Genomic DNA, 26,357 nt, shown 5'->3' on the forward strand with positions numbered 1-26,357 from the left:
GATGCCAGCTCAAATCCACACACACCGCCACGTGCACACACTACGACCGTATGCACCAAGCCCTCAACCCGCCCCCCATCCACCATCAGCATCCCAACCGAAACCGGCAACCTGAACCTCCGTGGCCCCGCGCTACCCGGATTCATAAACAGCACGCCATCGCGCTCGTCGATCACCGGCTTATGCGAATGCCCGGTCACCACCACCCTCACGCCTTCGATATGCAAATTGCCAGGCACATCGGCAATATCATGAACGACAAAAATCCTGACCTGCTGCACATCGAGTGTCGTATGAACAGGAATCGACGCAGCCCATGCGCCCACATCGTTATTGCCGCGCACGACTGTCAGCGGCGCAATCGCCGCTAGCGCATCGAGCACAGCCTGGTTGCAAATATCGCCGGCATGGATGATCGCATCGCATCCTGCGAGCCACGCGACCGCCTCGGGCCGCACGAGATTGTGCGTATCCGAGATCAAGCCAATCCGTTGGGATTGCGAACGTCGCGTCGTCATCATCCGATCCTGAAGAAGCTCAATCGACCGCAGCCAGCGGCGCAAATCCCGTCCCGCGCTCCTGCGCGAACTTGAGCGCGAGCACCGGCTACTCCTCGATGAGTTGCTCGATGCGGCTGTCGGGTACGAGCCACATCAATGCGCAGAACGTATAGAGCGCCGCCGATACCCACGGCGCAATGAACGCGAACACCACGCCCGCGACATAGATCACCACCGACATCTTGCCCTTGCGGTCACGGCCCAACGCACGCGCAATCGTCGAATCCGGTCCGTGATGGCGGATCAGCACGTGCGCAAGAATGAAATACGCCACGGCGCACATCACGAGATCGAGGCCGTACAGGGCTGTCGGCCACGCGGCCAGATGGCTCTCGCCGATCCAGTGAGTGATGGCAGGCATCAGCGACAGCCAGAACAGCAGATGCAGGTTCGCCCACAACACGCTGCCCGTCACCTTCTGCACCGCATGGAACATGTGATGATGGTTGTTCCAGTAAATGCCGACGTACAGAAAACTCAACACGTAGGCAAGGAACACGGGAATCACGGGGCGTAGCGACTCGAGATCGAAGCCTTCCGGCACCTTGAGTTCGAGGACCATGATCGTGATGATGATGGCGATCACGCCATCGCTGAAGGCTTCGACTCGTCCCTTACCCATCTTGTGCGGTTCCCGTTTGCGGATTGATCGGTTGTCGATGCATGCGTGACCTGGGCCACGCGCATCGCCGCTGCCGATTATCCGCGATCACCCGCCGGACTGTCGACGATGGTCAAATACCGCGCGCCCTGCGCGGTTCGCTTAGGGCGCGTTCAAGGTTCGTGATAGATCGCGAGCCATACTGTCGGCTCGGTTTCATGCGTCCACGCGACGCGATGCCGGCAATGCGGCGCGATTAGCACGTAATCGCCGGGACGCATGTCGTGCCGCAACGCGTCTTCCTCGAACTCCAGCACGGCGGCACCCGACAGCAGCACGACCCACTCCGCGCGCGAGTCGTCGTACCAGAAACCATCCGGGCTGGTGTGCCCCATCGATACGATGCGCTCCACGTTCAGCCGCTGCCCCGTCACCAGCATGTCGATACGCTCGGCACCCTCGCGCGGCGCCTCGCCGCTGAAGAGATTGCCCGTTTCAAGCTGCATGCGAGGACCTCACTTCATCGGTGCGAGACCGTCGAGCAGCGTCGGGACCAGCTCGCTGATGGTCGGGTGGATATGCATCGCGAATTGCAGCGTGGTGTACGGCGCGCGCGCCGTCATGATGTCGATGAAGGTGTGAATGGCCTCGTCGCCGTCGACGCCGTATATCGCCGCGCCGAGTATCTGCTTCGATGCACTGTCGACCAGCACTTTCATGAAGCCGTCGGTTTCGCCCTTCTCGCGTGCACGACCGACACGCGTCATCGGCATCGTCGCGATCAATGCGTCGCGGCCGCTCGCGCGCACTTCGTGCTCCGCCATGCCGACGCGCGCCAGCGGCGGATCGACGAACACGGCATACGCCATGATGCGGTCGTCGACGCTGCGCTGGGCGCCGTCGAACAGATTCGCCGACATGATCTGATAGTCGTCATAGGACGTATGCGTGAAGGCGCCACGGCCATTCACATCGCCGATCGCCCAGACGCCGGGCACGTTGGTGCGCAGCTGGCCATCGACGGGAATCGTGCCGTGCCTGTCCACCTCGATGCCTGCTGCAGCGAGGCCGAGATCATCCGTGTTCGGACGACGGCCCGTGGCGAACATCAGATGCGACACGTCGAGCGGCGCCGAATCGTCGCTGAAGAATATGCGCACACCGTCGCCATGCTCATGCAGCGGCTCGACGCGCGACGGCTCGCCACCGAAGCGAAACTCGATGCCTTCACGCGTCAGCACTTTCTGCAGGTTGCGCGCGAAGTCTTCGTCCTCGCGCGTGAGCACGCGCTCGCCGCGCACGATCACCGTCACGCGACTGCCGAAGCGACGAAACACCTGCGCAAATTCCAGTGCGATATAACTGCCGCCCACAATCGCCAGATGCTCGGGCAGTTCCGTGAGTTCGAGCAGCGTCGAGTTGGTGTGATAGCGGATACGTTCGAGGCCGTCGAGCTTCGGAATGACCGCGCGCGTACCCGTGTTGATGATGATGTCGTCGGCGTGCAACTCGTCGAGCAGGTTGCCGTTAGCGGGATCGGTGATGGAAAGCGTATGCGGGCCCGTGAAACGCGCATGCCCTTTGAAGACAGTGAGATTGTTCGTGTTGCGCAGCCACTTTTCGACGCCGTCGCGCGACTGGCCAATGATCTTGTCCTTGCGCGCCTTGACTTGCGCCAGATCGACGGTGATCTCGCCCGTCACGTGCACGCCGTAATCGGCCGCGCGGCGTGCGACATGCGCGGTGCGCGCGCTCGCCACGTAGGCCTTGGTCGGCGTGCAGCCGACGTTCACGCACGTCCCGCCGAATTTGTCGCGCTCGATCACCGCGGTATGGCGGCCGTTTTTCGCGAGACGCACGGCGAGCGGCGAACCGCCCTGTCCAGTGCCGATCACGATGGCGTCGAAATGCTGTGGCATGGCGGACTCCCGAATCGCGTGTGCGAGTCGGTCATCTTACGCCAGTGGGATGTTTCTCGAAGTGGTGAGTCCGGGTGCTCAGCGGCGAGCGCGCTGCATGCCGCCCGGAGCACGATGCTGCGTAAATCAGGCGTCGCAGTGATGCAGACGGCAGATCATTTCGCGCGAGCGTTGCAGCGCGGCGCGCGCACCGTGCGTCGCTACCACGAAGCCTGCCTGGCTCAGATTGAAGTCGACCTGCACCATGATCTGGATGAGCGAGACCATCGGCAGCACCACTGCCGGGTGATAAAGCTGTCGTTCGATGATCGCTTTCATGGCCGCTCCCCATCACATGACGCCGCGTATCGCGCCGACGTCCATCTGCATAAAAAGTTTCGATGGGTGGATTGTAGGGAGCGGAGACTTAGGGATAAATGAGCGAATCGCGAAGATAGTTGTCGATGGGGCGGAACAATCCGCGCAAGCCTTGCGGCATATGAGTTCGGGGCATTTGCGGGCGGGTCGGTGCGATGCGCACGACCGCAAAAAGAACGGTCATTCGAGTGGCGCGGCGACAAATTCCGGCAGCGCTTCGGCGCGAGCCGAGAACGCGGCGAGCGCCGGATAGCGCGCCGGGTCCACCACGCCCGGCAGCAGGAACTGCTGGAAACGCCATACGATGGCCAGTGTGATGTCCGGCTGCATCAGCCGGTCGCCGAACAGCCAGCCGTTGCCTTCGCGACCTTCGATCGCGTGCTCCAGTTGATCGTATGCGGCGAACAACTGCGTCTGAACGCGCTCGATCCACGGTTGATGCTGGCGCTCGGCAGGCCGCAGGTTCAGTTCGTAGACGTTCTGCATCGCCTTCTCGCAGGCGGCCAGCGCGAAGCCGAGCAGGCTCAGCGCTTTCAGGCGCTCGCTGGGTACGGCGGGCATCAGGCGATTGTCGGGCGGGCTGATCTGATCCAGATAATCGAGGATCAGCGTCGAATCGATCAGCAAGGTGCCATCGTCGGCGATGAAGGTCGGCGCCTTGACCACGGGATTGATCCGCGCGAACGCATCGAAATGCCGGAACACCGACACGTTCTGGTGCTCGAACGGCAACCCGAGCACGGCCAGCGATATCGCCACGCGGCGGACGTACGGCGAATCCATCATGCCGATCAGTTGCATGCTGCTTTCTCCCATTGGTGTGGTGGCTGCAGGTCGGTCCGCATTACTCTAGACGAACGACCCGGCGCTGGCGATGCCCATGCGCTCGACATCGCGAGCAAAAAAATTTTCGATACCGCGAATCCGTTTGCGAATCCGCCGCCTCTTAGCTGCCGAGGGACGTCCTCGAACGAGCATAGGAGCAAGCGATGTTTTATATGAAGAATGTGCCCACCTGGGAACGGATTGTCCGCGTCATCGCGGGATTGGCGGTGGCCGTGCTGTCGATCGCCTTCTGGACGGGGCCGGTGGGGATCATCGTCGGGATGTCGGCGCTGGGGATCGTCGTGTCGGGTCTGGTCGGCTTCTGTCCGGCATGTGCGCTGGTGGGACGGCGTCTGCAGAAGGCGCCGGCGCGCGCTGCGCAGGTGAAGGGCTGACATGCCAGCGAACGTTCCCGCGCCGGATGAGCGCCTCGCGACCGTGACGGCCGCGCGCTCGGGCGACACCAGCGCGCTCGAACGGCTGCTGCGGCTGTACCAGCCGGATATCCGCCGTTATGCGCAACGGCACTGCATGATTTCCGATGTCGATGACGCCGTGCAGGAAGTGCTGTGGAGCGTGTCGCGCAAGATCGGCTCGGTGCGGGCGCGGGCGGCGTTTTCGGGCTGGCTGTTCGCCGTGGTGCGGCGCGAATGCCGGCGGCTCGGACGGCGCGCATTCGATTTCGATCCTTACGACGAAGAACGCGTCGACCGCTGGCTCGCAACGCGCACTAGTGACACGCTGCGGATCGAACTGGTGGCGGCGCTCGAGTCGCTGCCCGCGGACTATCGCGATGTGATCCTGCTGCGCGACTTCGAGGAACTGACGATCGGGGAAATTGCGGAACGGCTGGGGATGACCGTGGCGGCGACCAAAAGCCGCTTGCATCGGGCGAGGATGATGGCGCGGGAGTATTTGCTGGCGGAGGTGTAGGGGTGTTTGTGGACGGAACACATCGGTATGCAAACCGGATCCGAAATGCGCCTGATGGTGTCGTACCGCGGATCAAAGCGCGTCGTTTGAGCAGCGTCGAACATGCCTGGCGGTGACCGTCGTCCGTGCATGCACAGGCGCAAATCGACAGCGATTTTGCGCCTTGACAATAAATGACGAAATTTCGGACTCAAAACAATTGTCCCGAGATTGCACCGAAGGTATAAGGCTGAACGGACCTGAAAATGGTACCTCATCGCGGCCTTGTTCATTCCTGATGTTCTCGTGCAAAGGCCGCTCTTCAGTTCGCGCATGCGCTGACAGTTCGAACCACGATACTGCGCTCGCGATCCAGTTCACACCGTACTGAAGGAACAGCGAAATTGATGGCTAACCCCCAACATTCGCATCACCCTGCAGCGCCCACGACACCGACACCCCCACCGCAGCCACAATGGCATCCGCTGAACTGGAGCTTCCCGTTTGCACCCAACAGCGGCGATTCAAGCGATCCGCAGACCTGGCTTAGGGCACTCGCAGAGACCGATGGTGGATTCTATCCACTGGGTCTGAACGGCATGTATCACGGCGGCATCCACTTCGACGCGGGAACCGGCGGCCTGCTGAAACAGAATGACGGCGTCAAGGTTATTGCCGATGGCGAGGTGGTGGCGTACCGGCTCGATTCAACCTATCCCGAACTGACCTACCCCACCACGCCGCCGCGCTACGCGCTGTATTCGACCGGGTTCGTACTGGTGCGTCACAGGCTTGTGCTGCCACCCGCGCCGAAGCCCGCCGGCCTCTCTGCTGGCCCAGCGGGGAAATCGGCACCAGCCTCAACGGCGGCAAGCGCGAATGGCGCACAGGCATCGCAGACTTATGAGCCGCCCGCCGACGACGTGCTTGAGTTCTACAGCCTGTACATGCACCAGCTTGCCTGGAAGGGCTATCAGGACGCAGCACAAGCGGGCAGCGGCGGCACGCAATCCGCCCGCGCGATTCGACCATTGCCCTTCTGGAAGGGCGACCGGCATTTTAAGGTCGGCGCGAAAGCGAACGGCCACCAGGCGCGGCCCCCACAACTGAATACGCCGTTCGCATTCGCCCATCCCTCCGGCGGGCTGGGCGCGACTCCGTCGGGCGGTGCGTTGCTGAGCGGCGTCGTGTCAGGCTCGGTGCTGGAAAGCGGTAACGCGCTCTCATCGTCTCCAGACCGGGTGCGATATGCCGTACCGCCCACCAGTCCAGCAGACGCATCGCAAGATGTCGACACGCCACAGGCGGGCGTTTGTATCTTCGACCGCAGATCAGGATCAGTAATCGGCCTGCTACCGCGCGGCGGTGAACTCAGGATTGTTGGCGACACCACGCGCGGCTGGGCGCAGATCGCAACCATCACGAAGGGCACGCCGGTTGCCGCCGTCGCGGGCCGCAAGCCAGATCCGCGCGCCGCCACGGGCTGGATAAATATTGAAGAACTCGACGCGGTAATCGATCCGAAGCCCCTCGATACGGTGGTAGTACTCGATATGCCCTACAAGGTGAGTGCGGGCGATGTGGTGGGCTACCTGGGCGAGTACCAGAACTCCAGCGAAGCGAGCCTGTTGCCGCCGCAACACATCCGCCCGCTGCTGCACGTCGAGGTCTTTACCGGCGCGCAAATCAACGACTTCATCGGCAAGAGCAAGGAACGGGCGACGCAACTGGCAGATGACAAAACGCTGCTGGTAATTGAGCAGGGAGCGAACCTCGTCAAACCCACCGATGCGCAACGCAACACGCAGCTGGCGGGTCTGACGCTGGAACTTGCGAAAGGTGATCCCGGCAAGGGAGGCTGGGCATGGGTGCAACCGACCCGGATGGCAGTTCAGTCCAGAGCACAGGAACATGGCCATGGGCACGGTCGCGCCCACGCCGCCAGGGGCACGCCTGTCGGCAATCCGCTGTGGGTAGAGCGCAAGAATGCAAGCAAGGTTGCAGGCGAAATCGTCCAGACCTGGACAGCGTTCCCTCTGCAGATTGCCAACGTTGAGGACAAGACGATTGGCTTCAAACAGGTGTTCTCACGCGCCCAGCTTGATCGGATTGCCGAAAGCGGCAATGCGACCGACGACAGGGGCGCGCAATGGTGGTTAGTCGAGGCAGGCGATACGAACGGCTGGACGTTGCAAAGCTGGGTGTGCGAAAAGGACCACCCCGGTACAAAGTGGGAAAGTCCCTGGGCGTGGCCGGGATTCGACACGGTCGATACGACCGCTGTCCCGTTGATCGACATGTACCGGCGCAACCTGTTTGAAGCGAAACAGCTGCTCGACGGCGAGGAAAAGGAATTCAGCTCTGTGGCAGCGACGGTTAATGCCGGGGCATTCATCGGCAAGCTGGAAAAGGCGGCGAAGAACCAAGGGGACGGCAAGGGAAACGTGAAGCCCGCCGACCTGAGAAGAGCGCTGATGACGCCCTGGCTCGCTGGGGCGATCTCGCATCTGATCTTCCGCTACGAGAGCGAATGGGGTGGCGACATGAGCAAGTGGGATGCACTGTCGCGGCTCATGGGCGACGGAAAGATGGTCTGGCAGACCGAACTTGAGCGCATCAGGAAACTGCAATGGTGGGACGAAGTAAGCACGGTGAAGGGATTTCCCGCCAGCCCGGACATTTGGCATATTCATCCAATTGGATTGGTGGGGAATTTTATAAAAACTCGGCAAAAAATTCAGAGTACCGCACGATATCCTTCCGACGTAATTGAGGCCGCGCAACTCGCGCAGACAAAATGGCAAGTTCCTGCATGTGTTAGCTTGGCGCAATGGGCATTTGAGAGCGGATATGGGCACCACATGCCACCAGATAGCAACAATCCCTTTGGTATCAAAGCGAACCATCAGGATATCGCTAGCGGTAACTACGTGATGGCAATGACAACCGAGGTTATTCGCGGAGTGCGAGAGCGAGTACCGCAGCCATTCAGAAAGTTCGCGAGTATTGACGATGCGTTTGACTATCATGGGCGCTTACTGGCAACTGGAAGTCCCTACGCAATTGCGCGAAGCGCGCTTCCCGATCCCTTCGGCTTCGCAAACGGATTGACTGGACACTACGCAACCGAGCCGAATTACGGGCAAAAATTGATCGACGGGTATATTAATCCTGACAAACTCACGCAATATGATAATTTTTAAAGAAAATCATGAACCGACCGCCTGATTTTATAAAATTTATTGAACGTACAATCCAATTTTCGTTAGCCACACTTATTGTTTCCTTTTTTTCACAAATAGCCCGAGCAGACTGTGGTAACACAAGTGATCTCGCAGAAAAGAAAGGGATATACGTTCCTGGCGACGGCTCCGAACGACAGGTTATTGGGAAAGGTCGCTTGCAGTTTTACTCCGCGCCAGATGAAAAATGTAAGATGGAGGGGGTTTTTGTACTTCCGAAAGAGAGATTAAACGCCTATTACGAATTTGAAAAATATACGTCGGTTATTTATATAAACTCCAAGACAAACGCGCGAGCAAGTGGGTGGGTGAAGTCTGACCGGCTGCGGCCAACGGGTTTGGGCATGGCACCGCATCAGTAGTAGGCGCGGTTCTCGACTTTTGTACACGCTGGATAATTCGTTCACGTCTACGATGCCGAGAGCACGCATTCAATCCGCCTTGATTCGCACATGCGCCGCCCATGCTTCTCGAACCAACACGAATCCCAATCTCATTTCCCGGAATACACGTGCTTTTATCTGCGAAATCCAGGTTCGCCGCGGCGCTTACTCTGGCCGCGTCAGTAACCGTGCTCGCGGCTACGCCGTCGCTGGTTGGAAGTTGCGACAGCTACGGGGAATGCTCGGCGATTTTCAGCCATTCAGTACCGGAAGCGAAGGCGATTTGTGGCGAGCGAACTGCATCGGTCGCATGGAGAAAGAATTCCAAGCCGTTTTTGTTGCAATGCCTAGGTTCCGCGACTGATGGAGAGGACAGCGTAAACTACGTAGTCGATGGGAGTAATGTCACAGGACTGAACTATGGTCGTTTCGTGAAAGCAAACTTCCTGCAACAGAATCCTACTGCGTCGGTACCAGACAAGTTTGGCACGGTGCCCACGTGTGCTCCAGCGAACTTGGAGAAATTGCATAAGAGCACGTTTGTGTTGCTGTACAAACGACCTGATGAGACTACGGATTCTTATTGCTACGACGTTACCTATCTGAGCACATCAGGCAGCGACATTCGGTTGGACACCAATGTGGCGACCGTGAGCGCTACCGACAGAACCTATTTTTCGGGACCCACCTCCGATCGGACAAGACAGCGCGTCAATAAATTGATTCAGATGTTCCGCACATGGCACGACAACCAGCCGAACTGAGACATCCGGAGTCCAGTCGTCTTTCCATTTCGCATCGGACTCCGAGTACTCTCACGAGTTACATACAAACGTTATGTACGCTTGCATCATTGGACGACGCTGTGCAGATACATTGTGTTGTCGCGGACTATCGTTCCGCTACGACTAAAATGACCTTTAACCCCGACCCTGATCCCGTCGAATTAATTGGTCCACTCCTGCACCATCTCGCAGCGCTCGCAACAATTTTTTACGGTTGCAGGCCGGTCCAGGGCTATCCGGTACAGCGCGAGTTGATGCTCGATCCCGTCCGGTTTGTGCTCCAGTTTCTCGTGCAGAATCACGGGAACCATCGCTCCGTTAGCGCTTTCAGTTCACGTACGATCGCGGCGGCCTGAGTTGCTAGCGGCACATGATGGTCCACATTTGTTCTTTCTTGTGTCGCGGTAGCGGCACACCCATTTGACTAGGTCGAACCGTGTCCATTCAGACTGCCGCACTTTGCTAGGGAGCGCAATTAGCATTGAGCGCGCACAGAACCGTGAACGCGGCGGAAAACGCACAGAAGACCCGCAACATCTCGTTAAAAACTTCGGGAGCTGACGATTTCTGACTATTCAAAATCGATTGAGGCAAACAAAAAAATATCGCAACTCCTTGTTGATCAAATCAACACTGTCGAAGATCAGGAAAGTTTGGTGTGAAAAATCGGGGCAACGACAAGGAGTTACTACACATCGCTAGCGTACGGCGATAAATGCAACCCAAATAAAATCGCAAATTTCTGGATGAATGGATCGCAAAAATGACACGTTGCCTCGAATTCAAAGAATAAACAGCATGAAAATTGCAAACAGAATCTTTATGGGATACCTGCTTATAGTGGGGTTCGATAGCACATCTGTGTTCGCCCAATCGTTTAGCGGCGAGTGGGACTGGAATAACGCCCCCAGCTCACGGGCATTTTCGTTAGCATTGGCCCAACGCGAAAATCATATTAATGGACAATATTGTGCAGTAGCGCAAAATGGAAATAAGACAGATTGCGACGACGAAAAAAATGAAAATATTACGGGAGATATAAGTGGGAACGGACAATTCGCAACGGTCAGTTTTTCGTCATTCTTTGGTGCAGCCAACGGAAAGGCAGAGTTGAGGATGCGGGACGGGCATCTGATTTGGAATATTACAAGAATGCCGAACGGAGGGGAGTTTTACGCACCTAAAGATGCTGTCTTGGATCGACATTGACGGATTGCCGATCAGACCTTAAATCCGGCACAGCCCTATCTGGTGGGGACGTGTTGTTGTGTACTCAAATCGATTCGAGGATATTTGGTGCCGGGGACCGGACTCGAACCGGCAAGCTGTTAAGCGGCGGATTTTAAGTCCGCTATGTTTACCAATTTCATCACCCCGGCAGGGCGGACGCGATTCTACCATCGCGCCCCGGCCTGACCAAAGCGCCGCGAGCGCCAGCATCACCGCGCCCTCACCCGTCGCGCGTTCATCGACCCGTCACAAACGTTCCCGATAATCCGCCCCACGAAAACGTTTACAACGACGTGCAGCCACACGCTGGCGCGCACGGCACAGGCTGACGGGAACCCAACGATGACGCCCACGATCAAGGATGTCGCCGCCCACGCGGGCTTTTCGATCGCGACCGTCTCGCGCGCGATCAACGCGCCGCACACGGTCAACCCCGTGACCCTCGAAAAAGTCCGTCAGTCGATCGACGCGCTCAACTTCCGCCCCAGCCCGCTTGGCCGCCAGTTGCGCGGCGAGCGCTCACGCCTGATCGGCGTGGTGCTGCCGACGCTCGCCAATCCCGTGTTCGCCGAATGCCTGCAAGGCATCGACGAACTGGCGTCCGCGCAAGGCTACCGGCTGATGCTGATGACCACCCAATACGACGCCGACCGCGAGCGCCATGCGATCGAAACGCTGCGCGAGCAACGCGTCGAAGGCCTGATCCTGACCGTCGCCGACGCCGATACGCACCCACTGCTCGACGATCTCGACCGCGACGGCATGCTCTACGTGCTGATGCACAACGACACCGTGCGCCGTCCGTCGGTGTCCGTCGACAACCGCCAGGCCGCGTACGACGGCGTGCGCATGCTGATCGCGCACGGCCATCGACGCATCCTGATGCTGGCGGGCACGCTGGCCGCATCGGACCGCGCGCGGCTGCGCCATCTCGGCTACACGCAGGCCATGCAGCAGGCCGGCCTGACGCCCGCGCCTGCGCTCGAAATCGATTTCAATGCGGACGAACTCGCGCCCGCCGTGCTCCACCATCTGACGACGGGCGCGAACCGCCCGACGGCGCTGTTCTGCTCGAATGATCTGCTTGCGATGGTCGTGATGCGCGGCCTGCGCCGCGCGCGCCTCGAATTGCCCGGCGACATGTCGATTCTCGGCTTCGACGGCCTCGCGATGGGCGAATTGCTGTCGCCGCCGCTTGCCAGCATCTGCGCGCCCAATCGCGAAATCGGCTGTGCCGCGTGGCAACGGCTGATTGCACGCGTCGACGGCACGCAGCCGACGGGTTTCGAGGACGCGCTGCAGGCGCCTTCGCTGTCGCTGACGTTGCCGCATACGCTGCGCGAAGGCGCGACCATCGCCGCGATCTCCGACATGTCGGGCGCCACGGCGAGCCGCATCACCCGCTCGCCTGCGTGAGGCCAGCGCGGCCAGCCACACCCAGATCAAGCACGTAACCACACGCCTCAACACTTTCGAAAACCCCTTCTCACCTCCGGGAGACCTGTCGTGATCCGTCGTTCTTTCATCGGTACTGCAGCGCGCGCGGCGCTGCTTGCATCGTCGTTTGTGCTGACGCTGGCTGCGCCGCAATTCGCGCACGCCGAAGAAACCGCCATCTGCTACAACTGCCCGCCGGAATGGGCCGACTGGGCCAGCCAGATCCAGGCGATCCAGCAGAAAACGGGCGTGCACGTGCCGTTCGACAACAAGAACTCCGGCCAGTCGATCGCCCAGCTGATGGCCGAGCAGAAAAGCCCGGTCGCGGACGTCGTGTATCTGGGCGTGTCGTCGGCCTTCCAGGCGAAGGACAAGGGCGTGATCGCGCCGTACAAGCCCGCGCACTGGAACGACATCCCCGCGAACCTGAAAGACCCGCAAGGCTACTGGTTCGCGATCCATTCGGGCACGCTCGGCTTCTTCGTCAACAAGGACGCACTCGAAGGCAAGCCGGTGCCGCGCTCGTGGGCCGACCTGCTCAAGCCTGAATACAAAGGCATGATCGGTTACCTCGATCCGTCGAGCGCGTTCGTCGGCTATGCAGGCGCCGTGGCCGTCAATCAGGCGCTTGGCGGCAGCTTCGACAACTTCAAGCCGGGCCTCGCCTGGTTCGCGAAGCTGAAGGCCAACCAGCCGATCGTGCCGAAGCAGACGGCCTATGCGCGCGTGCTGTCGGGTGAGATTCCCATTCTGCTCGACTACGACTTCGACGCGTACCGCGCGAAGTACAAGGACCACGCGAACGTCGAGTTCGTGATTCCGAAGGAAGGCACCATCGAAGTGCCGTATGTGATGAGCCTCGTGAAGGGTGCGCCGCACGACGCGAACGGCAAGAAGGTGCTCGATTTCGTGCTGTCGGATGAAGGCCAGAAGCTGTGGGCAAATGCGTATTTGCGCCCGGTGCGTGCCAACGCAATGACGCCCGACGCCGCCGCGAAATTCCTGCCCGCCAGCGAGTACGCCCGCGCCCATGCTGTCGACTTCGGCAAGATGGCCGAGAAGCAGCAAGCCTTCGGCGAGCAGTATCTGCAGGTGATGCATTGAACGACATCACGTTCCCGCTGCGCTGGCGCATCGCGTTGATCGCGCCGGCGCTGGCCGTGTTCATCGCCTTCTGGCTGCTGCCGATGACGGCACTCGTGCAGGTGAGCGCCGACGGTCATCTGCTGAAGACCTACGGCGCAATGCTCGCGAACGCGCGCTATATGAAAAGCCTGTTCGCCACGGTCGTGCTGTCGGCGGCCGTGACGGCGACGACGCTCGCGCTCTCCGTGATCTCCGGCCTGCTGCTCGCGCGCCGCGAGTTTCCCGGCAAGCGCATGCTGCTCGCGCTGCTGACGTTTCCGCTGGCGTTTCCCGGCGTGGTGGTCGGCTTCATGGTGATCATGCTGGCGGGTCGCCAAGGTCTGATCGGTGCGCTGTCGCTCAAGCTCACGGGCGACAAGTGGGTATTCGCGTATTCGATGACAGGTCTTTTCATCGGTTACCTGTACTTCTCGATTCCGCGCGTGATCGTTACCGTGATGGCATCGGCGACGAAGCTCGATGCGTCGCTCGAAGAGGCAGCGCGTTCGCTCGGCGCATCGCCGTGGCGGATCATGCGCGACATCGTGTTGCCCGCGCTGTCGCCGGGGCTGATCGCGGCGGGCGCGGTGTGCTTTGCCACCGCGATGGGCGCATTCGGCACCGCCTTCACCCTCGCCACCGACATCGACGTGCTGCCGATGACCATCTACACCGAGTTCACGCTCAACGCGAACATGGTGACGGCGGCGGGCCTCTCGATCGTGCTCGGCATCGTCACGTGGATCGTGTTGTATATCGCGCGCAGCGTCAGCGGTTCGGCTGTGGCAGCGACGGCGTAATTTCTTCCCATGTCGAATGAAGACACTCGCATGAATACGGTTGTTCAACCCTCGAACGCGGCCAACGCGCCGCCCCGGCGCGCATTCGCCCTGCCCTCGCTACGCACGTGGCTCGCGGCGGGACAGTGGCTCGTCACGCTGCTGCTGTGCGCATTTCTGATCGTGCCTGTCGTGATGTCGATACTCGCGGGACTCACGGTCAACTATTTCCAGGGCGTGGCGAGCGGCCTCACGTTGCGCTGGCTCGGTGAAGTGTGGACGCAGTATCACGCGTCGGTATTCCTGTCGCTTGAAATCGCGCTGGCCACGCTCGTCATCACGCTGGTGACGGGCGTGCCTGCCGGCTATGTGCTCGCACGCAGCGAAACGCGCCTGTCGCGGATCATCGAAGAATTTCTCGTGCTGCCGATTGCATTGCCCGGCCTTGCCTCGGCGCTCGCGCTGCTGGTCGTGTACGGTGGCTTCACGATGTTCCGCACCAGCGTGGCGTTCATCGTCGTCGGCCATGTGGTGTTCACGCTGCCCTTCATGGTGCGCGCCGTCGCTGCCGTGTGCGCAAGCTCGGGACTGCGCACGCTCGAAGAAGGCGCCGCGAGCCTCGGCGCAGGCTTCTTCCAGCGCTTCGTCACGATCGTGCTGCCGAACGTGCGACCCGGCATCGTCGCGGGTGCGCTGGCTGTCGTCACGCTGTCGATCGGCGAGTTCAATCTCACCTGGATGCTGCACACACCTGAAACGAAGACACTGCCCGTCGGCCTTGCGGATACGTATGCATCGCTGCGTATCGAGATCGGCAGCGCTTACACGATTCTCTTTTTCATCATGACGATGCCGCTGCTCGTCGCGATGCAATGGCTCGGCGTCGATGCGACGGGCCAGCGCAACGTGCGGCAAAAGAAGCGGGCACGCGTCATGAATCAGTCAACACCGGCACAAGATCAGTCATGAAACTCGCCTCCATTCCCATCACGCTGACGCGTTGCGCGAAGACGTTTCGCGGCACACGTGTGCTCGAACCGCTTGATCTGCCGATAGGCGCAGGTGAAACGCTGGTTCTGCTCGGGCCGTCGGGCTGCGGCAAACCGACGACACTGCGCATGATCGCCGGTCTCGAGCAGCCGGACGCAGGCGGCCGCGTCGCTTTCGGCGACGAGGACGTCACGGCGCTGCCCATCGAGAAACGCCAGGTCGGCATGGTGTTTCAGAGCTATGCGCTGTTTCCTAATCTCACGGTGCGCGGCAATATCAACTATGGTCTGAAGATCAAACGCGTGGATGCCGAGGTAGCGCGGCAGCGTGTCGATGAACTGCTGTCGATGATGCGGCTCACGGATCACGCCGACAAGCCGATCGACCAGCTTTCGGGCGGACAGCGTCAGCGCGTGGCACTGGCGCGTGCACTTGCGCCGCAGCCGCGCGTATTGCTGCTCGATGAGCCGCTCACGGCTCTCGACGCACGTTTGCGCGACACCTTGCGTAGCGAGATGAATGCGTTGTTGCGTGAACTGGGCATTACCACCGTATATGTGACGCACGATCAGGCCGAGGCGATGGAACTCGGCGATCGCATCGTAGTGATGAGTGCCGGACGCATCGAGCAGATCGGCACGCCGCGGGATATTTATTATCGGCCGGCGAACCGGAACGTCGCGCAGTTTGTGGGGACCATCAATCGTGTGGCGGGACAGGCTCGAAACGGCGTGCTGGCTACCACGGGCGGTACTATTCCATTGCCGTCTACGCACGCCACCCGCGTGATGCCTCACGGCGACGAAGTGTTCTTCCGACCTGAGGATGCATGGATCGCCGATCTCGATAGCGCCCAGCTGCGAGGCATCGTCGAGGGTTCTGCGGTTCTTGGCGAGCGCACGAGGCTGACGATTCGCGATGCGGCGCCTGACGATCTGATCGTCGATGTACCCGGCCGGATCGAACTCGCCCGAGGCACCGTTGTAGGCGTGTCTGTCGCTGATGGCGCGTTGATTGCGCTATCGTAGACAGAACCGCTTGGCAGACACAAAAGTACCCGCACAGGAAGCAGACATGTTACTAGCCCAGATCAGCGATCTCCACATCAAGGCGCCAGGCGCGCTGGCCTACCGCCGCGTGGACACGGCGGCCTATCTGAAGCGCTGCGTCGACAGATTGAACGCACTCGATCCACGCCCGGACGCGATCATCATGACAGGCGACCTGGTCGACCAGGGCACCCGTGAGCAGTATGTTCATCTGAAATCGCTACTGGCGCCGCTCGCCATCCCCTACTACCTGCTGGTAGGCAATCACGACAGCCGCGACGCGCTGCGCGAAATCTTCAGCGAGCACAAGGAACTGCATGAACATGACGAGTTCGTTCAGTACGCGGTGGATATCGGGCCACTGCGCGTGATCGCGCTCGATTCCATGGTGCCCGGCCAAAGCGCCGGCCTGTTGTGCGACAGTCGCCTCGCATGGCTTGCAGAGCAACTCGATGCAGCCAACGGACAACCCGTGATCATCGCGCTGCACCATCCACCTTTCGTGTCCGGCATCGGCCACATGGATGAACTGCGCCTCGATCCTGCATCCGCAAAAAAACTGTCGATGCTGGTCGCCCAGCATCCGAACGTCGAACGTGTGATCTGCGGCCATGTGCATCGTCCGATGTTCGTGCGCTTTGGCGGCACCATCGCATCGGCGGTGCCCGCGCCCGCGCATCAGGTCGCTCTCGATCTGCGCGACGACGCGCCGTCGGCCTTCATGATGGAGCCGCCCGCGTTCGCGCTGCATCGCTATGACAGCGTGGATGGCCTGATCACGCATCACGCGTATGTCGATGCAGCGGACGGACCGTATCCGTTCTATGAGCCGGAAGGTGCGCTGATCGACTGAGTGAATGCGGCGTACGCTGGCGCGGATACCTAGCGTGCTTCCAGCCGCGCCTGCGCATACGCCTGCAACGCATCGATCACGCGATCGAACTCGAACGACTTGTCGTAGAAGTGCTGCACGCCGAACTGCTGGCAGCGCTCGCGATAGGCGGGCAACGCATGATTGGTGAGCACAGCGGCGAACGTAGATTCGATCAGCCCTTCTTTCTGCATATACGCCAGCACGGGCACGCTCGATCCGCCCTTCAGTTGCAGATCCACGATCACGGCATCGAACGCTTCGCCGTCGAGCAACGCGATCGCTTCATCGGCAGACTCCGCCTGCGCCGCCACCTGCATCACGCCCGAGCCGTCGATTGCCTCGACGATGCTGCGCCGGATCAGCGGCGAATCCTCGATCAGCAGCACGCGCAACGGCGTGCGGTCGGGATGGGTGCGTGCAGTGGCGGAATCGCCGTTCATCGGCTGCGATCCACATGTTCCATGCGTGGCAGTTGCATAAGGCGCCTCACTCGATCAGCCCATTCTTGATCTCGTAATACGTCATGTCCGCATTGTTCGTCATGTGCATTTTTTCCAGCACACGCGCGCGATACGTGCTGACCGTCTTCACCGACAGATGCAGTTCATCGGCGATTTCAGTGGGAAGCTGGCCCGACGCGAGCTTGCAGAAAATCTGGAACTCGCGCTCCGACAACTGCTCATGGGGATGCGCGGCGGCCGGTTTGTCGAGACTGTTGGCAAGCGTATCGGCGACCGTCTCCGACAGATAGCGATGCCCGCGCGCGACCGAACGGATCGCGCGCACGATCTCGTCGGGTTCGCAATCCTTGTTGAGATAGCCGTTCGCGCCTGCGCGCAGCAGGTTGATCGCGTACTGGCTCTCGGGATAACCCGACAGGATCAGCACGCCCTGCTCGGGGCGCATCTGGCGAATCACGCGCAACGTATCGATGCCGTTCTTGTCGGGCATTGCGATGTCGAGCAGCACGACGTCGAACGGCTCGCCGTCCTGCTGCTCGCGCACGAGGCGGATCGTTTCATCGCCTGTGGCCGCTTCCGCCGCGACGCACATATCCGGCTCGTCGGCGACGAACTGTCGGAATCCGCCCCGGACGATGGCGTGATCGTCTGCTATCAGCACTCGAATCATGGTTGTGGTCTGACGCCGTGCATGGACAGGTTGATTCCCGCTCGCGACGTGCATGGCAGGCGCGAAGCGAATGCCGCCTTCGCGCCGTGCCGCGCCGTCATTCGCGGCCCGAAAGCAGATCGGCCATATCGTCCGCGTGTTCTTCCTCGACCGCGAGAATGTCCTCGAACAGTCGGCGCGTCGTGACATCGCCATCGCCGAGATAACGGATGATTTCGCGGTACGTATCGATCGCGATGCGCTCCGCGATCAGGTTCTCGCGAATCATGTCGGTGAGGCTCTTGCCTTCCTTGTATTCGGAATGCGAGCGCTTCACGAGGCTGTCCGGCGCGAAGTCCGGCTCGCCGCCTAGTTGCACGATGCGCTGGGCCAAGGTATCCGCATGACCCTGCTCTTCGTTCGCGTGTTCGAGAAACTCCTGCGCGACGGCTTCCGAGTTGATGCCCTTCGCCATGAAGTGATGGCGCTTGTAGCGCAGCACGCAAACCAGTTCAGTGGCAAGCGCGCCATTGAGCAGCTTGAGCACGGTCTCGCGATTCGCGCCGTAGGTCTGCGTAACGGGGCCGTCGTCCATATCCTTGCGTGCCTGTGCGCGGATTCGTTCGAGATCCATCACGAATTCGCCTTTCGATGAGTGCGACATTGACTGACTCCTTGATCCGGTATTGTGGGTAACGCGCACGCGCCCGCCGTTTCTTGTGTGCGGCGTGGCGGCGTGCGTCATGGGGCGTGCGACCTTCGTCAGGTTCGGAACACGCCGAGCAGCAGCGTGACGACGAACACGACCAGAAAGATGTAGAACAGAATCTTCGCTATTTCGGCGGCGCCGGCGGCAATGCCGGTGAAGCCGAAGACGGCGGCGATGATCGCGATCACGAAGAACACGATGGCGTAATGCAGCATGGCGGCCCTCCTTCCTGTCGAACGATGGTGTGCTGCGAGCGGGTAACGGACCGGCCCGCGCCGGGTTCAGCGTCGGGTTCTGATGCGTGGCCGGGCTTCGCTAATCGACGATCTTCTTCGTCACCACGAAGCCGAGCACGAGGAACACGACACACAGGATCAGGAACAGCACGAACAGGAACTTCGCGATGGCCGCAGCGCCCGCTGCGATGCCTGTGAAACCGAGCAGCCCCGCGATCACGGCGATCACGGCGAAGAACAACGCCCACTTGAGCATGATGGCAACCTCCCTGGCGAATGATTGTCTGGTTGATGGATCGCTAATCCTCATCGTAGGGAGCAGTTTGCGTACCCGCATTCCGGCGCGCGCTGTTTTTCATGTGGGAATCCGCCGACAACCGCTTTCGGGAAGGCATGCAGGCGTGGTTCGCGGCGCATGGGTGAACGCAAACGGGCCGCGCGACGCTACACTGTCGATGACTCGATCGTGTGGAGAATCCAGTGTCGGAGAGTGCGCAAGCGGGGTTCACGGCCAGCCTGACGGACTGGATGCACCGGCGCAGCTGGGCCATCGCGATGTCGGTTGCCATCGTCATTACGTGCGGCGGTCTTGTCATTCTGGAATCGGCGCGGCAGCGCATCGCAGCCGAATACGAAGCGGCGCTTGAAGCGCGTGGGGTGAGCGTGCAGCTTGCCGATCTCGCGGCCCTGCTCGCCCAGTTGCAAGCGCATCAGAGCCGCTTTCTCCTGCCCACCGACGACGCCGACGCACACGGCTACTGCGCACGCGCGACCGATATCCGCCGTGAAATCCGTTCACTCGACGCGTATTTCAAACGCGCCGCCGACACTGCGGAGACGGCCAGCTTCAGCCAGATTGCCACGCTGATCGACGCGCGCATCGGCAGCGGCACTCAGGCGTTGCGGCAAGCTGCGCCACGTCCGCTCGATCTGTCCGCCTGCGGCGCGACGATCGCCAGCGGTCATGCCGACACGGCACTCGTTACCAGCACGCTCTCCCTGCTGCGCGACAACGAAGAGCGCCGCGCGCAGCGCGCGCTCGATGCGAGCCGCGCCGATCAGCGCGTCTCGACCTTCGTTGCGGCTGGCCTGTCGGCGCTGAATATCGTGCTGTTCATTCTGCTGTTCCGCAATCTCGGTATACAGATCGACAGCCAGGCGCGTGCCCAGAAGCAGTTGATCACGCAACAGGAAGAACTCGATCAACTCGTCACTGAGCGCACGCGGCAACTCGAAGCGCTTGGCTGGCACCTGCAGGCCGTCAGCGAAAATGAAAAGACGCAACTTGCGCGCGAACTGCACGACGAACTGGGCGCCATTCTCACGGCGAGCAAGATGGACGTGGCATGGGCGCGGCGTAAGCTGCAGGACGCCGATCCTGCCATCGCAGAGAAACTCACGCGTGCGCTGGAGACGCTCGATCAGGGCATCGCGCTCAAGCGCCGCATTATCGAAGACATGCGGCCTACGGTGCTGGCGAACTTCGGGCTGGTCACGGCGCTGCGCACACTCGGCGACGAAGCCGCGCAGCGCAACGGCTGGGCGCTCGACCTGCACCTGCCCGCCGACGAACTGCAACTCGACGAACAGACCGAGATTGCGCTCTTTCGGGTCGCACAGGAGTCGCTGACCAATGCCGCCAAGTACGCGCGCGCGACGCAGGTCACGATCGGCCTCACAGCGGGCGACGGCGAGGTGTCGCTGCATATGGCCGACAACGGCATCGGCATCATGCCTGCCGATCTCACGCGCACGCACACTCATGGGCTGATGGGCATGCGCCAGCGGGTCGCGGCGCGCGGCGGGCGTTTCGACATACGACGCGGCGAGCTGCACGGCACGGACATACACGTGGTGTTGCCCATCGCGACTGTGCGCGAGGCGCCGGCGGACGGCGGCACAGACCGTGAGCAAGCGCCGGGCCGTGATAACGCCGATGCAAGCCTGCCGCGCGGCGAAGACACGATCGGGTCGCCTGTCGGCCGTGCATCCGTCACGCGTCTTTGAGGTTCACGTAGGATTGCGCCGACACGAAAATCGTGATGCCTCTGACAGCGTAGCGATCATGGGTCTCTTACCATGGAATCAGACCGGATCGGCTGGCGAGATGCCCCGGTCGGAAAACGGGACGCGTGCGCGACGCGAAGTCGAAGAGAACATATGACGCAGCGGGCGCGCGCGAATCGATCGAAGCTTAAGTCGACTATTCCTTCGACTATTCCTGATAGGGAGAAGACTCATGACACGACTCATCGCACTTCTGCTGCTCGCGGGCACGACACTGCTCGCAGCCTGCAACACGATGGCCGGCGCGGGCCAGGACATCTCGAAGGGTGGTAATGCGATTACCAATTCGGCTGAAAAGCACTCTGATTGAGGTCGGCGACGTGGGTGGTTTGGTTTTTTTTGAGGGTGTGTGCTGTCTCTGCGGCGGCGTCCGCTCGATGTTATTGGTTTGCTAGCGTCGCCCCTGTGCGGGGCAGCACCTACTTTTCTTTGCCGCGGCAAAGAAAAGTAGGCAAAAGAAAGCCGCTGAACACCACCCGCTCCGGTCATTGCCTGCGGGTCCCCCGCCGGTCCTATCCTTCACACGGCATCACTCTTTTTGATGCCCGCTGCCAACGCTCTTGCTGAGCGCATCACCCGCCTCACACTCCCGCGTCTCAGCACGCCTTACCAGTTCGGCCCAGGCCGCCCAGGTGGCAAACGGTGTGTCGGCTGTCGCGCCTTAAATGCTTCACTCCGGACTGAAAAGCAAAGGCGGTGTGTCTCGTAGGATCGCCGACGCAGAATGCGCGACAACCTACACACCGTTTGCCACCTGGGCTGCAGTCACCATTCGCTGTCGCTCGGGGTGCTACGGGTGCTTGAAGCGGGGTAGGCGCTTATTCGAAGTGTCAGCAACAAGCATGAAGAAGGGCGATGTCGTGTGAGGGATAGGACCGGTTGGGGGCCCGCAGGCAAGAACTAGCATTGGCGGTGTTAGCCCGCTTTCTTTGCTTACTTTCTTTGCGGCGGCAAAGAAAGTAAGTGCCGCCCCGCACAGGGGCAACGCCTGCAGACCACTAACAAAAAGCTGATGCCAGAAAAAAAGCAACCACCAACCCAACCACAACAAAAAAAACGGCGACCTAAAAAAGCCGCCGCAGGCAAAAACATCAAGCAGCAACAGCCACCGTTTCCTTAAGCACATCTTCGAGAATCGAAAGCGCCTCATCAAAGACAGCTTCCTGAATCGTGAGCGGGAACAGGAACCGGACAACGTTCGAGTACACACCACACACCAGCAACAGCAAACCGCGCTCAAGCGCACGCATCTGCACACGCTTGGTGAAATCCGCATCGGCGTCCGACGTGCCCGGCTTGCAGAACTCGACGGCCACCATGCCGCCCGGCCCACGCACATCGGCGATTTGCGGCACTTCCGACTGCAGCGCAGTCAGGCGAGCCTTCAGCTTGTCGCCGAAAGTCACAGCGCGCTCGCACAGCTTCTCTTCATCGATGATGTCGAGCACGGCATGCGCCGACGCCACCGCCAGCGGATTGCCTGCATATGTGCCGCCCAAACCGCCCGGCGCAGCCGCATCCATCACATCGGCACGGCCGACGACACCCGACAGCGGCATGCCGCCAGCCAGGCTCTTGGCCATCGTCATCAGATCAGGCACGACGTCGTAGTGATGCATCGCGAACAGCTTGCCCGTGCGTGCAAAACCCGTCTGCACTTCATCGGCGATCAGCAGAATGCCGTGCTCGTTGCACAGCTTGCGCAGCGCGCGCACGAACTCGGCCGGCGCGGGATAGAAACCGCCTTCGCCCTGCACCGGCTCGAAAATGATCGCGGCGACACGCTTCGGATCGATATCGGCCTTGAACAGGAATTCGATTGCCTTCAGCGAGTCCGCCGTCGTCACGCCATGCAGCGGGTTCGGGAACGGTGCGTGGAAAACATCGGCCGGGAACGGGCCGAAGTTCAGCTTGTACGGTGCAACCTTGCCCGTCAGCGCCATGCCCATCATCGTGCGGCCGTGGAAACCGCCCGTGAAGGCGATCACGCCCGGACGGCCGGTGTAGGCGCGCGCGATCTTGATGGCGTTTTCGACGGCTTCGGCGCCCGTCGTGAAGAAAGCCGTCTTCTTCGGATAGTCGCCCGGCGCGCGCTGGTTGATCTTCTCAGCGAGTTCGACATACGACGCGTACGGCACGATCTGATAAGCCGTGTGCGTGAAGTTGTCCAGTTGCGCGCGGATCGCCTCGACGATCTTCGGATGACGATGGCCCGTGTTGCACACTGCGATGCCTGCCGCGAAGTCGATGTAGCGGCGGCCCTCGACGTCCCACAGCTCCGCATTCTCGGCGCGCGCGGCGTAGAAATCGCACATCACGCCCACGCCGCGCGGGGTGGCGGCGTCCTTGCGGCTCTTCAGTTCAGCATTCTTCACGGAGATCTCCTGTTGGGGTTTGTTCAGGCGCTCGCGTCCACCGCGGCACATGCAGCGACTATAATCAGATTTGGCTCCAAATTTCAGAGCCATTTCAGTAAAAAATTAGGAGCCAATTCCATGCGCGCGAGTGTGTTGTCCGACTGGCTGGCCCAGCGTCTCGATCGCGGCAGCGGCCAGCCGGTCTACCGCCAGCTGCATCGGCTGCTGCAACAGGCCATTCTGACGCGGGAATTGCCGGCGGGCAGCAAAGTGCCGTCATCGCGGCTGCTCGCCAGCGAACTGGGCATCGCGCGCAATACCGTCACGCAGGTCTACGAGCAACTCGCGCTGGAGGGGTATGTCACGTCGGCGACGGGGCGCGGCACCTTCGTCGCGGACACGTCGCCGGATGAAATCGTCGGATCGGCCGATGCGCCGGCCTTGCTCGCGCCGCTCGGCGCTGTCGATGCATCCGCTTTGCCCGCACCCATCTCGGCACCCGTACGGGCGCTCCAGCAGGCGCTGCCCACGTCGCAGGCCAAAGCCCTTCAGCAGGCACAGCAGCCCGCCACGCGGGCGCTGTCGCAGCGCGGCTCGCGGCTGATTGCGGGCGCGGGGGTGTCGAAGCGTCAATGGGGCGCGTTCATGCCGGGCGTGCCCGATGTCACACGCTTTCCGGCGCGCGTCTGGAGCCGCCTGCACAACAAGTACTGGCGGCGCCTGCGGCCCGATCTGCTGACCTACGCGCCCGGCGGCGGCCTGTCGCTGCTGCGGCATGCGCTGGCGGACTATCTGCGCACGTCGCGTTCGGTGCGTTGCACGCCCGAGCAGATCATCATCACGACGGGCATCCATCAATCCGTCGATCTCGCCGTGCGTCTGTTGTCCGATCCCGGCGACGTGATCTGGACGGAAGACCCGTGCTATTGGGGCGTGCGCAGCGTGATGCACGTGTCGGGCCTGAAATCGCGCCCGATTGCCGTCGACGACGAAGGCATCAACCCGTCGCCCGACGATCTCGCGCACCCACCCAAGCTGATCCTCGTCACGCCGTCGCACCAGTATCCGCTGGGGATGGTGATGAGCCTCGCGCGGCGGCGGATGCTGCTCGAATATGCGCGGCAGAACCAGTGCTGGATCATCGAGGATGATTACGACAGCGAATACCGCTACGGCAGCCGTCCGCTGGCGTCGCTGCAGGGGCTGGATACGGCGGGGCAGGTGATTTATGTCGGCAGCTTTGGCAAGACGCTGTTTCCGGGGCTGCGGATCGGCTATCTGGTGGTACCCGAGGCGCTCGCCGAGAGCTTTGCCACGGCCAGCGCGGAGCTGTATCGCGAGGGGCAACTCTTGCAGCAGGCGATGCTGGCGGAGTTCATCGCGGAGGGGCATTTCACGTCGCACATCCGCAAGATGCGCACGCTGTACGGGCAGCGTCGCACGACACTGCTCGATGCCGCTGCGCAGCGTTATGGCGACGCGTTGCCGGCTGTCGGCGGCGACGCGGGCTTGCATCTGGTGATGCAACTTCCCGACGGCACGGACGACCGCGCCGTCGCTGCGGCGGCGCTGGAACGCAACATCGTGGTGCGGCCCTTGTCGGGGTATTACGCGGAGCCGTCGCGTGCGCAGTCGGGTTTGCTGATTGGCTATGCGTGCGTGCCCGACGAAGAGATCGCGCCGGCTTTCAATACGCTGGCCGACGCCATCGATTCGACCTTGCCGCTGTTCGCGTGATGACAGCGGCGTGACGCCTAGAGCCGAATGAGCACGGCACCGAGCGTCACGAGCGTGCAGGCAAACACGCGACGCGCGGTGAGTTTTTCATGCATGAACGAGAAGCCGATCAGCACGGCGAAGATCGAACTGAGTTCGCGCAGCGCCGACACCATCGCGATGGGCAGATAGCGATAGGCCTCGATGATGAGGCAGTACGCGCTGAGCGCGATCACACCGGACAGCATGCCTTTGGCCATCGTTTCGCGCGACGTGAAGAGGCCTTTGGCGCCGCCGCGCCAGTGCCACACGAGCAGAAACTGCGGCACATTCCACAGCAGGTAGACCCACATGATGTAGCTCATGCTGTTGCCTGCGACGCGCGCGCCGATTCCATCGACGACGGAGTAAGCCGAGATAAACAGGCCTGTGAGCAGCGCATAGGGAACGCTTTCGCCGGAGAAGCGCATATTGCGGCGGAACGCGAGCGACATGATGCCGATCGAGACCATCGCGACGCCGGTCGCGGCGAGCGGCTTGAGGGTTTCGTGCGCGAAGACGAGTGCGCCGGCGAACACGAGCATCGGCGAGAGGCCGCGCGCGATGGGGTAGATCTGGCCGAAGTCGCCGCTGCGGTAGGCGCGCACCAGCGCGAGACAGTAGGCGAACTCGAGCACGACCGAGGCGGCTATGTATGGCCACGCGGCCGGCTCTGGCAGAGGTAACGCGATGACGCCGATCGTGCTGACGATGATGTAGGGGATCGACATCATGCCGAGCAGCCAGATGCGGTCTTCTGCTAGCCGGAGGAAAGCGTTCCAGCTGGCGTGGAGCATGGCGGATAACAGAACGAGCAGAACGACGGGGGTTTCCATCCGGAGTTGAGGCGGGAAAAGGTTTGTATTTTATTCTGGATTTGTGGTGTTTTGGGGTGAAATGAGGAGAATTGACCAACAGGGGTGTTGGGGTTTGGGTTTTGCTTTTGCTGTCGCTGGCATCCGCGTTTTCGTGTTGGTGCTTCATGCGTCGCCCCTGTGCGGGGCGGCACCTACTTTTCTTTGCCGCGGCAAAGAAAAGTAGGCAAAAGAAAGCCG

The 26,357-nt window shown here is 61.2% G+C and carries 28 protein-coding genes and 1 tRNA gene; 15 read left to right on the forward strand and 14 right to left on the reverse strand.

The features are described from left to right. The 6 genes from DK391_RS38185 to DK391_RS38210 form a co-directional block, all read right to left on the reverse strand. Positions 1–518, reverse strand: a 518-nt coding sequence (locus tag DK391_RS38185; protein ID WP_109483207.1) for a metallophosphoesterase family protein, incomplete at its 3' end; no start/stop codon positions are given. A gap of 88 nt (positions 519–606) precedes the next feature. Further along, positions 607–1,182 (reverse strand): TMEM175 family protein, encoded by a 576-nt coding sequence (locus DK391_RS38190; RefSeq protein ID WP_109483188.1) that lies wholly within the window; start codon positions 1,180–1,182, stop codon positions 607–609. A 152-nt stretch (positions 1,183–1,334) separates the two neighbouring features. Further along, positions 1,335–1,667 (reverse strand): cupin domain-containing protein, encoded by a 333-nt coding sequence (locus DK391_RS38195; protein WP_109483189.1) that lies wholly within the window; start codon positions 1,665–1,667, stop codon positions 1,335–1,337. A 9-nt stretch (positions 1,668–1,676) separates the two neighbouring features. Then, positions 1,677–3,080, reverse strand: coding sequence for an FAD-containing oxidoreductase (locus DK391_RS38200; protein ID WP_109483190.1), 1,404 nt, complete (start codon positions 3,078–3,080; stop codon positions 1,677–1,679). Between the two features lie 126 nt (positions 3,081–3,206). Next, positions 3,207–3,398 (reverse strand): hypothetical protein, encoded by a 192-nt coding sequence (locus tag DK391_RS38205; RefSeq protein ID WP_109483191.1) that lies wholly within the window; start codon positions 3,396–3,398, stop codon positions 3,207–3,209. A gap of 219 nt (positions 3,399–3,617) precedes the next feature. Next, positions 3,618–4,238: a glutathione S-transferase gene (locus tag DK391_RS38210; protein WP_109483208.1), complete on the reverse strand. Its 621-nt coding sequence runs from the start codon at positions 4,236–4,238 to the stop codon at positions 3,618–3,620. A 188-nt stretch (positions 4,239–4,426) separates the two neighbouring features. Between DK391_RS38210 and DK391_RS38215 the strand changes: the two genes are divergently transcribed. The 6 genes from DK391_RS38215 (at position 4,427) to DK391_RS44655 (ending at position 10,793) form a co-directional block, all read left to right on the forward strand. Beyond that, positions 4,427–4,657 carry a DUF2892 domain-containing protein gene (locus DK391_RS38215; RefSeq protein WP_109483192.1) on the forward strand — a complete coding sequence of 77 codons (231 nt, stop codon included), beginning with the start codon at positions 4,427–4,429 and terminating at the stop codon, positions 4,655–4,657. Position 4,658: 1 nt separating this feature from the next. Further along, positions 4,659–5,195, forward strand: a complete 537-nt coding sequence (locus tag DK391_RS38220) for a sigma-70 family RNA polymerase sigma factor (protein WP_109483193.1) — start codon at positions 4,659–4,661, stop codon at positions 5,193–5,195. Positions 5,196–5,581: 386 nt separating this feature from the next. Then, the gene (locus DK391_RS38225; protein WP_162601020.1) at positions 5,582–8,377 is read left to right on the forward strand and encodes a glucosaminidase domain-containing protein; all 2,796 of its coding nucleotides are present in this window, start codon (positions 5,582–5,584) and stop codon (positions 8,375–8,377) included. A gap of 8 nt (positions 8,378–8,385) precedes the next feature. After that, positions 8,386–8,778 carry a hypothetical protein gene (locus DK391_RS45100; RefSeq protein ID WP_204117513.1) on the forward strand — a complete coding sequence of 131 codons (393 nt, stop codon included), beginning with the start codon at positions 8,386–8,388 and terminating at the stop codon, positions 8,776–8,778. Between the two features lie 101 nt (positions 8,779–8,879). Beyond that, on the forward strand, positions 8,880–9,563 hold the full coding sequence (locus tag DK391_RS44650) for a hypothetical protein (RefSeq protein WP_162601021.1): 684 nt from the start codon (positions 8,880–8,882) through the stop codon (positions 9,561–9,563). Between the two features lie 819 nt (positions 9,564–10,382). Further along, entirely contained in the window at positions 10,383–10,793 is a 411-nt protein-coding gene (locus DK391_RS44655; protein WP_162601022.1) for a hypothetical protein, read from the forward strand. 85 nt (positions 10,794–10,878) lie between these two features. Here the strand turns inward: DK391_RS44655 and DK391_RS38230 are convergent. After that, a tRNA-Leu gene (locus tag DK391_RS38230) sits at positions 10,879–10,963 on the reverse strand. Positions 10,964–11,156: 193 nt separating this feature from the next. Between DK391_RS38230 and DK391_RS38235 the strand changes: the two genes are divergently transcribed. The 6 genes from DK391_RS38235 (at position 11,157) to DK391_RS38260 (ending at position 17,047) form a co-directional block, all read left to right on the forward strand. Next, entirely contained in the window at positions 11,157–12,230 is a 1,074-nt protein-coding gene (locus tag DK391_RS38235) for a LacI family DNA-binding transcriptional regulator (RefSeq protein WP_109483194.1), read from the forward strand. A gap of 132 nt (positions 12,231–12,362) precedes the next feature. After that, positions 12,363–13,355 (forward strand): ABC transporter substrate-binding protein, encoded by a 993-nt coding sequence (locus tag DK391_RS38240; RefSeq protein ID WP_239483072.1) that lies wholly within the window; start codon positions 12,363–12,365, stop codon positions 13,353–13,355. Continuing rightward, entirely contained in the window at positions 13,352–14,176 is an 825-nt protein-coding gene (locus DK391_RS38245) for an ABC transporter permease (RefSeq protein ID WP_109483196.1), read from the forward strand. The genes DK391_RS38240 and DK391_RS38245 overlap by 4 nt, the downstream gene beginning before the upstream one ends. A 30-nt stretch (positions 14,177–14,206) precedes the next feature. Further along, entirely contained in the window at positions 14,207–15,124 is a 918-nt protein-coding gene (locus DK391_RS38250) for an ABC transporter permease (RefSeq protein ID WP_109483197.1), read from the forward strand. Beyond that, positions 15,121–16,173, forward strand: coding sequence for an ABC transporter ATP-binding protein (locus DK391_RS38255; RefSeq protein ID WP_109483198.1), 1,053 nt, complete (start codon positions 15,121–15,123; stop codon positions 16,171–16,173). Before DK391_RS38250 ends, DK391_RS38255 begins: the two co-directional genes overlap by 4 nt. A 46-nt stretch (positions 16,174–16,219) precedes the next feature. Beyond that, positions 16,220–17,047 (forward strand): phosphodiesterase, encoded by an 828-nt coding sequence (locus DK391_RS38260; RefSeq protein WP_109483199.1) that lies wholly within the window; start codon positions 16,220–16,222, stop codon positions 17,045–17,047. Positions 17,048–17,076: 29 nt separating this feature from the next. On the opposite strand, the gene DK391_RS38265 is transcribed toward DK391_RS38260, so the two are convergent. From DK391_RS38265 to DK391_RS38285, 5 genes are all read right to left on the reverse strand, one after another. Beyond that, the gene (locus tag DK391_RS38265; protein ID WP_109483200.1) at positions 17,077–17,508 is read right to left on the reverse strand and encodes a response regulator; all 432 of its coding nucleotides are present in this window, start codon (positions 17,506–17,508) and stop codon (positions 17,077–17,079) included. A gap of 46 nt (positions 17,509–17,554) precedes the next feature. Then, positions 17,555–18,199, reverse strand: a complete 645-nt coding sequence (locus DK391_RS38270; protein WP_109483201.1) for a response regulator transcription factor — start codon at positions 18,197–18,199, stop codon at positions 17,555–17,557. Between the two features lie 97 nt (positions 18,200–18,296). Continuing rightward, positions 18,297–18,842, reverse strand: a complete 546-nt coding sequence (locus DK391_RS38275; protein WP_109483202.1) for a ferritin-like domain-containing protein — start codon at positions 18,840–18,842, stop codon at positions 18,297–18,299. A gap of 98 nt (positions 18,843–18,940) precedes the next feature. Then, positions 18,941–19,102, reverse strand: a complete 162-nt coding sequence (locus tag DK391_RS38280) for a DUF1328 family protein (RefSeq protein WP_006052455.1) — start codon at positions 19,100–19,102, stop codon at positions 18,941–18,943. A 100-nt stretch (positions 19,103–19,202) separates the two neighbouring features. Further along, on the reverse strand, positions 19,203–19,379 hold the full coding sequence (locus tag DK391_RS38285; protein WP_109483203.1) for a DUF1328 family protein: 177 nt from the start codon (positions 19,377–19,379) through the stop codon (positions 19,203–19,205). 272 nt (positions 19,380–19,651) lie between these two features. On the opposite strand from DK391_RS38285, the gene DK391_RS38290 reads away from it, so the two are divergent. Further along, on the forward strand, positions 19,652–21,130 hold the full coding sequence (locus DK391_RS38290) for a sensor histidine kinase (protein WP_109483209.1): 1,479 nt from the start codon (positions 19,652–19,654) through the stop codon (positions 21,128–21,130). Between the two features lie 232 nt (positions 21,131–21,362). Beyond that, positions 21,363–21,500 (forward strand): entericidin A/B family lipoprotein, encoded by a 138-nt coding sequence (locus DK391_RS38295; protein WP_007585547.1) that lies wholly within the window; start codon positions 21,363–21,365, stop codon positions 21,498–21,500. A gap of 781 nt (positions 21,501–22,281) precedes the next feature. Here DK391_RS38295 and DK391_RS38300 read toward each other — a convergent pair. Beyond that, positions 22,282–23,565 carry a 4-aminobutyrate--2-oxoglutarate transaminase gene (locus tag DK391_RS38300; protein WP_109483204.1) on the reverse strand — a complete coding sequence of 428 codons (1,284 nt, stop codon included), beginning with the start codon at positions 23,563–23,565 and terminating at the stop codon, positions 22,282–22,284. A 120-nt stretch (positions 23,566–23,685) separates the two neighbouring features. Between DK391_RS38300 and DK391_RS38305 the strand changes: the two genes are divergently transcribed. Next, positions 23,686–25,284 (forward strand): PLP-dependent aminotransferase family protein, encoded by a 1,599-nt coding sequence (locus DK391_RS38305; RefSeq protein WP_109483205.1) that lies wholly within the window; start codon positions 23,686–23,688, stop codon positions 25,282–25,284. A 17-nt stretch (positions 25,285–25,301) separates the two neighbouring features. On the opposite strand, the gene DK391_RS38310 is transcribed toward DK391_RS38305, so the two are convergent. Next, the gene (locus DK391_RS38310) at positions 25,302–26,138 is read right to left on the reverse strand and encodes a DMT family transporter (RefSeq protein ID WP_109483206.1); all 837 of its coding nucleotides are present in this window, start codon (positions 26,136–26,138) and stop codon (positions 25,302–25,304) included. Between the last annotated feature and the right edge of the window lie 219 nt (positions 26,139–26,357).

The organism is Paraburkholderia sp. C35 (assembly GCF_003121405.1).
GTDB lineage: Bacteria > Pseudomonadota > Gammaproteobacteria > Burkholderiales > Burkholderiaceae > Paraburkholderia.

Coding starts and splice junctions, on each gene's coding strand:
- DK391_RS38190 (WP_109483188.1), bottom strand. CDS start 1,182: ATGGGTAAGGGACGAGTCGAAGCCTTCAGCGATGGCGTGATCGCCATC.
- DK391_RS38195 (WP_109483189.1), bottom strand. CDS start 1,667: ATGCAGCTTGAAACGGGCAATCTCTTCAGCGGCGAGGCGCCGCGCGAG.
- DK391_RS38200 (WP_109483190.1), bottom strand. CDS start 3,080: ATGCCACAGCATTTCGACGCCATCGTGATCGGCACTGGACAGGGCGGT.
- DK391_RS38205 (WP_109483191.1), bottom strand. CDS start 3,398: ATGAAAGCGATCATCGAACGACAGCTTTATCACCCGGCAGTGGTGCTG.
- DK391_RS38210 (WP_109483208.1), bottom strand. CDS start 4,238: ATGCAACTGATCGGCATGATGGATTCGCCGTACGTCCGCCGCGTGGCG.
- DK391_RS38215 (WP_109483192.1), top strand. CDS start 4,427: ATGTTTTATATGAAGAATGTGCCCACCTGGGAACGGATTGTCCGCGTC.
- DK391_RS38220 (WP_109483193.1), top strand. CDS start 4,659: ATGCCAGCGAACGTTCCCGCGCCGGATGAGCGCCTCGCGACCGTGACG.
- DK391_RS38225 (WP_162601020.1), top strand. CDS start 5,582: ATGGCTAACCCCCAACATTCGCATCACCCTGCAGCGCCCACGACACCG.
- DK391_RS45100 (WP_204117513.1), top strand. CDS start 8,386: ATGAACCGACCGCCTGATTTTATAAAATTTATTGAACGTACAATCCAA.
- DK391_RS44650 (WP_162601021.1), top strand. CDS start 8,880: ATGCTTCTCGAACCAACACGAATCCCAATCTCATTTCCCGGAATACAC.
- DK391_RS44655 (WP_162601022.1), top strand. CDS start 10,383: ATGAAAATTGCAAACAGAATCTTTATGGGATACCTGCTTATAGTGGGG.
- DK391_RS38235 (WP_109483194.1), top strand. CDS start 11,157: ATGACGCCCACGATCAAGGATGTCGCCGCCCACGCGGGCTTTTCGATC.
- DK391_RS38250 (WP_109483197.1), top strand. CDS start 14,207: ATGAATACGGTTGTTCAACCCTCGAACGCGGCCAACGCGCCGCCCCGG.
- DK391_RS38255 (WP_109483198.1), top strand. CDS start 15,121: ATGAAACTCGCCTCCATTCCCATCACGCTGACGCGTTGCGCGAAGACG.
- DK391_RS38260 (WP_109483199.1), top strand. CDS start 16,220: ATGTTACTAGCCCAGATCAGCGATCTCCACATCAAGGCGCCAGGCGCG.
- DK391_RS38265 (WP_109483200.1), bottom strand. CDS start 17,508: ATGAACGGCGATTCCGCCACTGCACGCACCCATCCCGACCGCACGCCG.
- DK391_RS38270 (WP_109483201.1), bottom strand. CDS start 18,199: ATGATTCGAGTGCTGATAGCAGACGATCACGCCATCGTCCGGGGCGGA.
- DK391_RS38275 (WP_109483202.1), bottom strand. CDS start 18,842: ATGTCGCACTCATCGAAAGGCGAATTCGTGATGGATCTCGAACGAATC.
- DK391_RS38280 (WP_006052455.1), bottom strand. CDS start 19,102: ATGCTGCATTACGCCATCGTGTTCTTCGTGATCGCGATCATCGCCGCC.
- DK391_RS38285 (WP_109483203.1), bottom strand. CDS start 19,379: ATGCTCAAGTGGGCGTTGTTCTTCGCCGTGATCGCCGTGATCGCGGGG.
- DK391_RS38290 (WP_109483209.1), top strand. CDS start 19,652: ATGCACCGGCGCAGCTGGGCCATCGCGATGTCGGTTGCCATCGTCATT.
- DK391_RS38295 (WP_007585547.1), top strand. CDS start 21,363: ATGACACGACTCATCGCACTTCTGCTGCTCGCGGGCACGACACTGCTC.
- DK391_RS38305 (WP_109483205.1), top strand. CDS start 23,686: ATGCGCGCGAGTGTGTTGTCCGACTGGCTGGCCCAGCGTCTCGATCGC.
- DK391_RS38310 (WP_109483206.1), bottom strand. CDS start 26,138: ATGGAAACCCCCGTCGTTCTGCTCGTTCTGTTATCCGCCATGCTCCAC.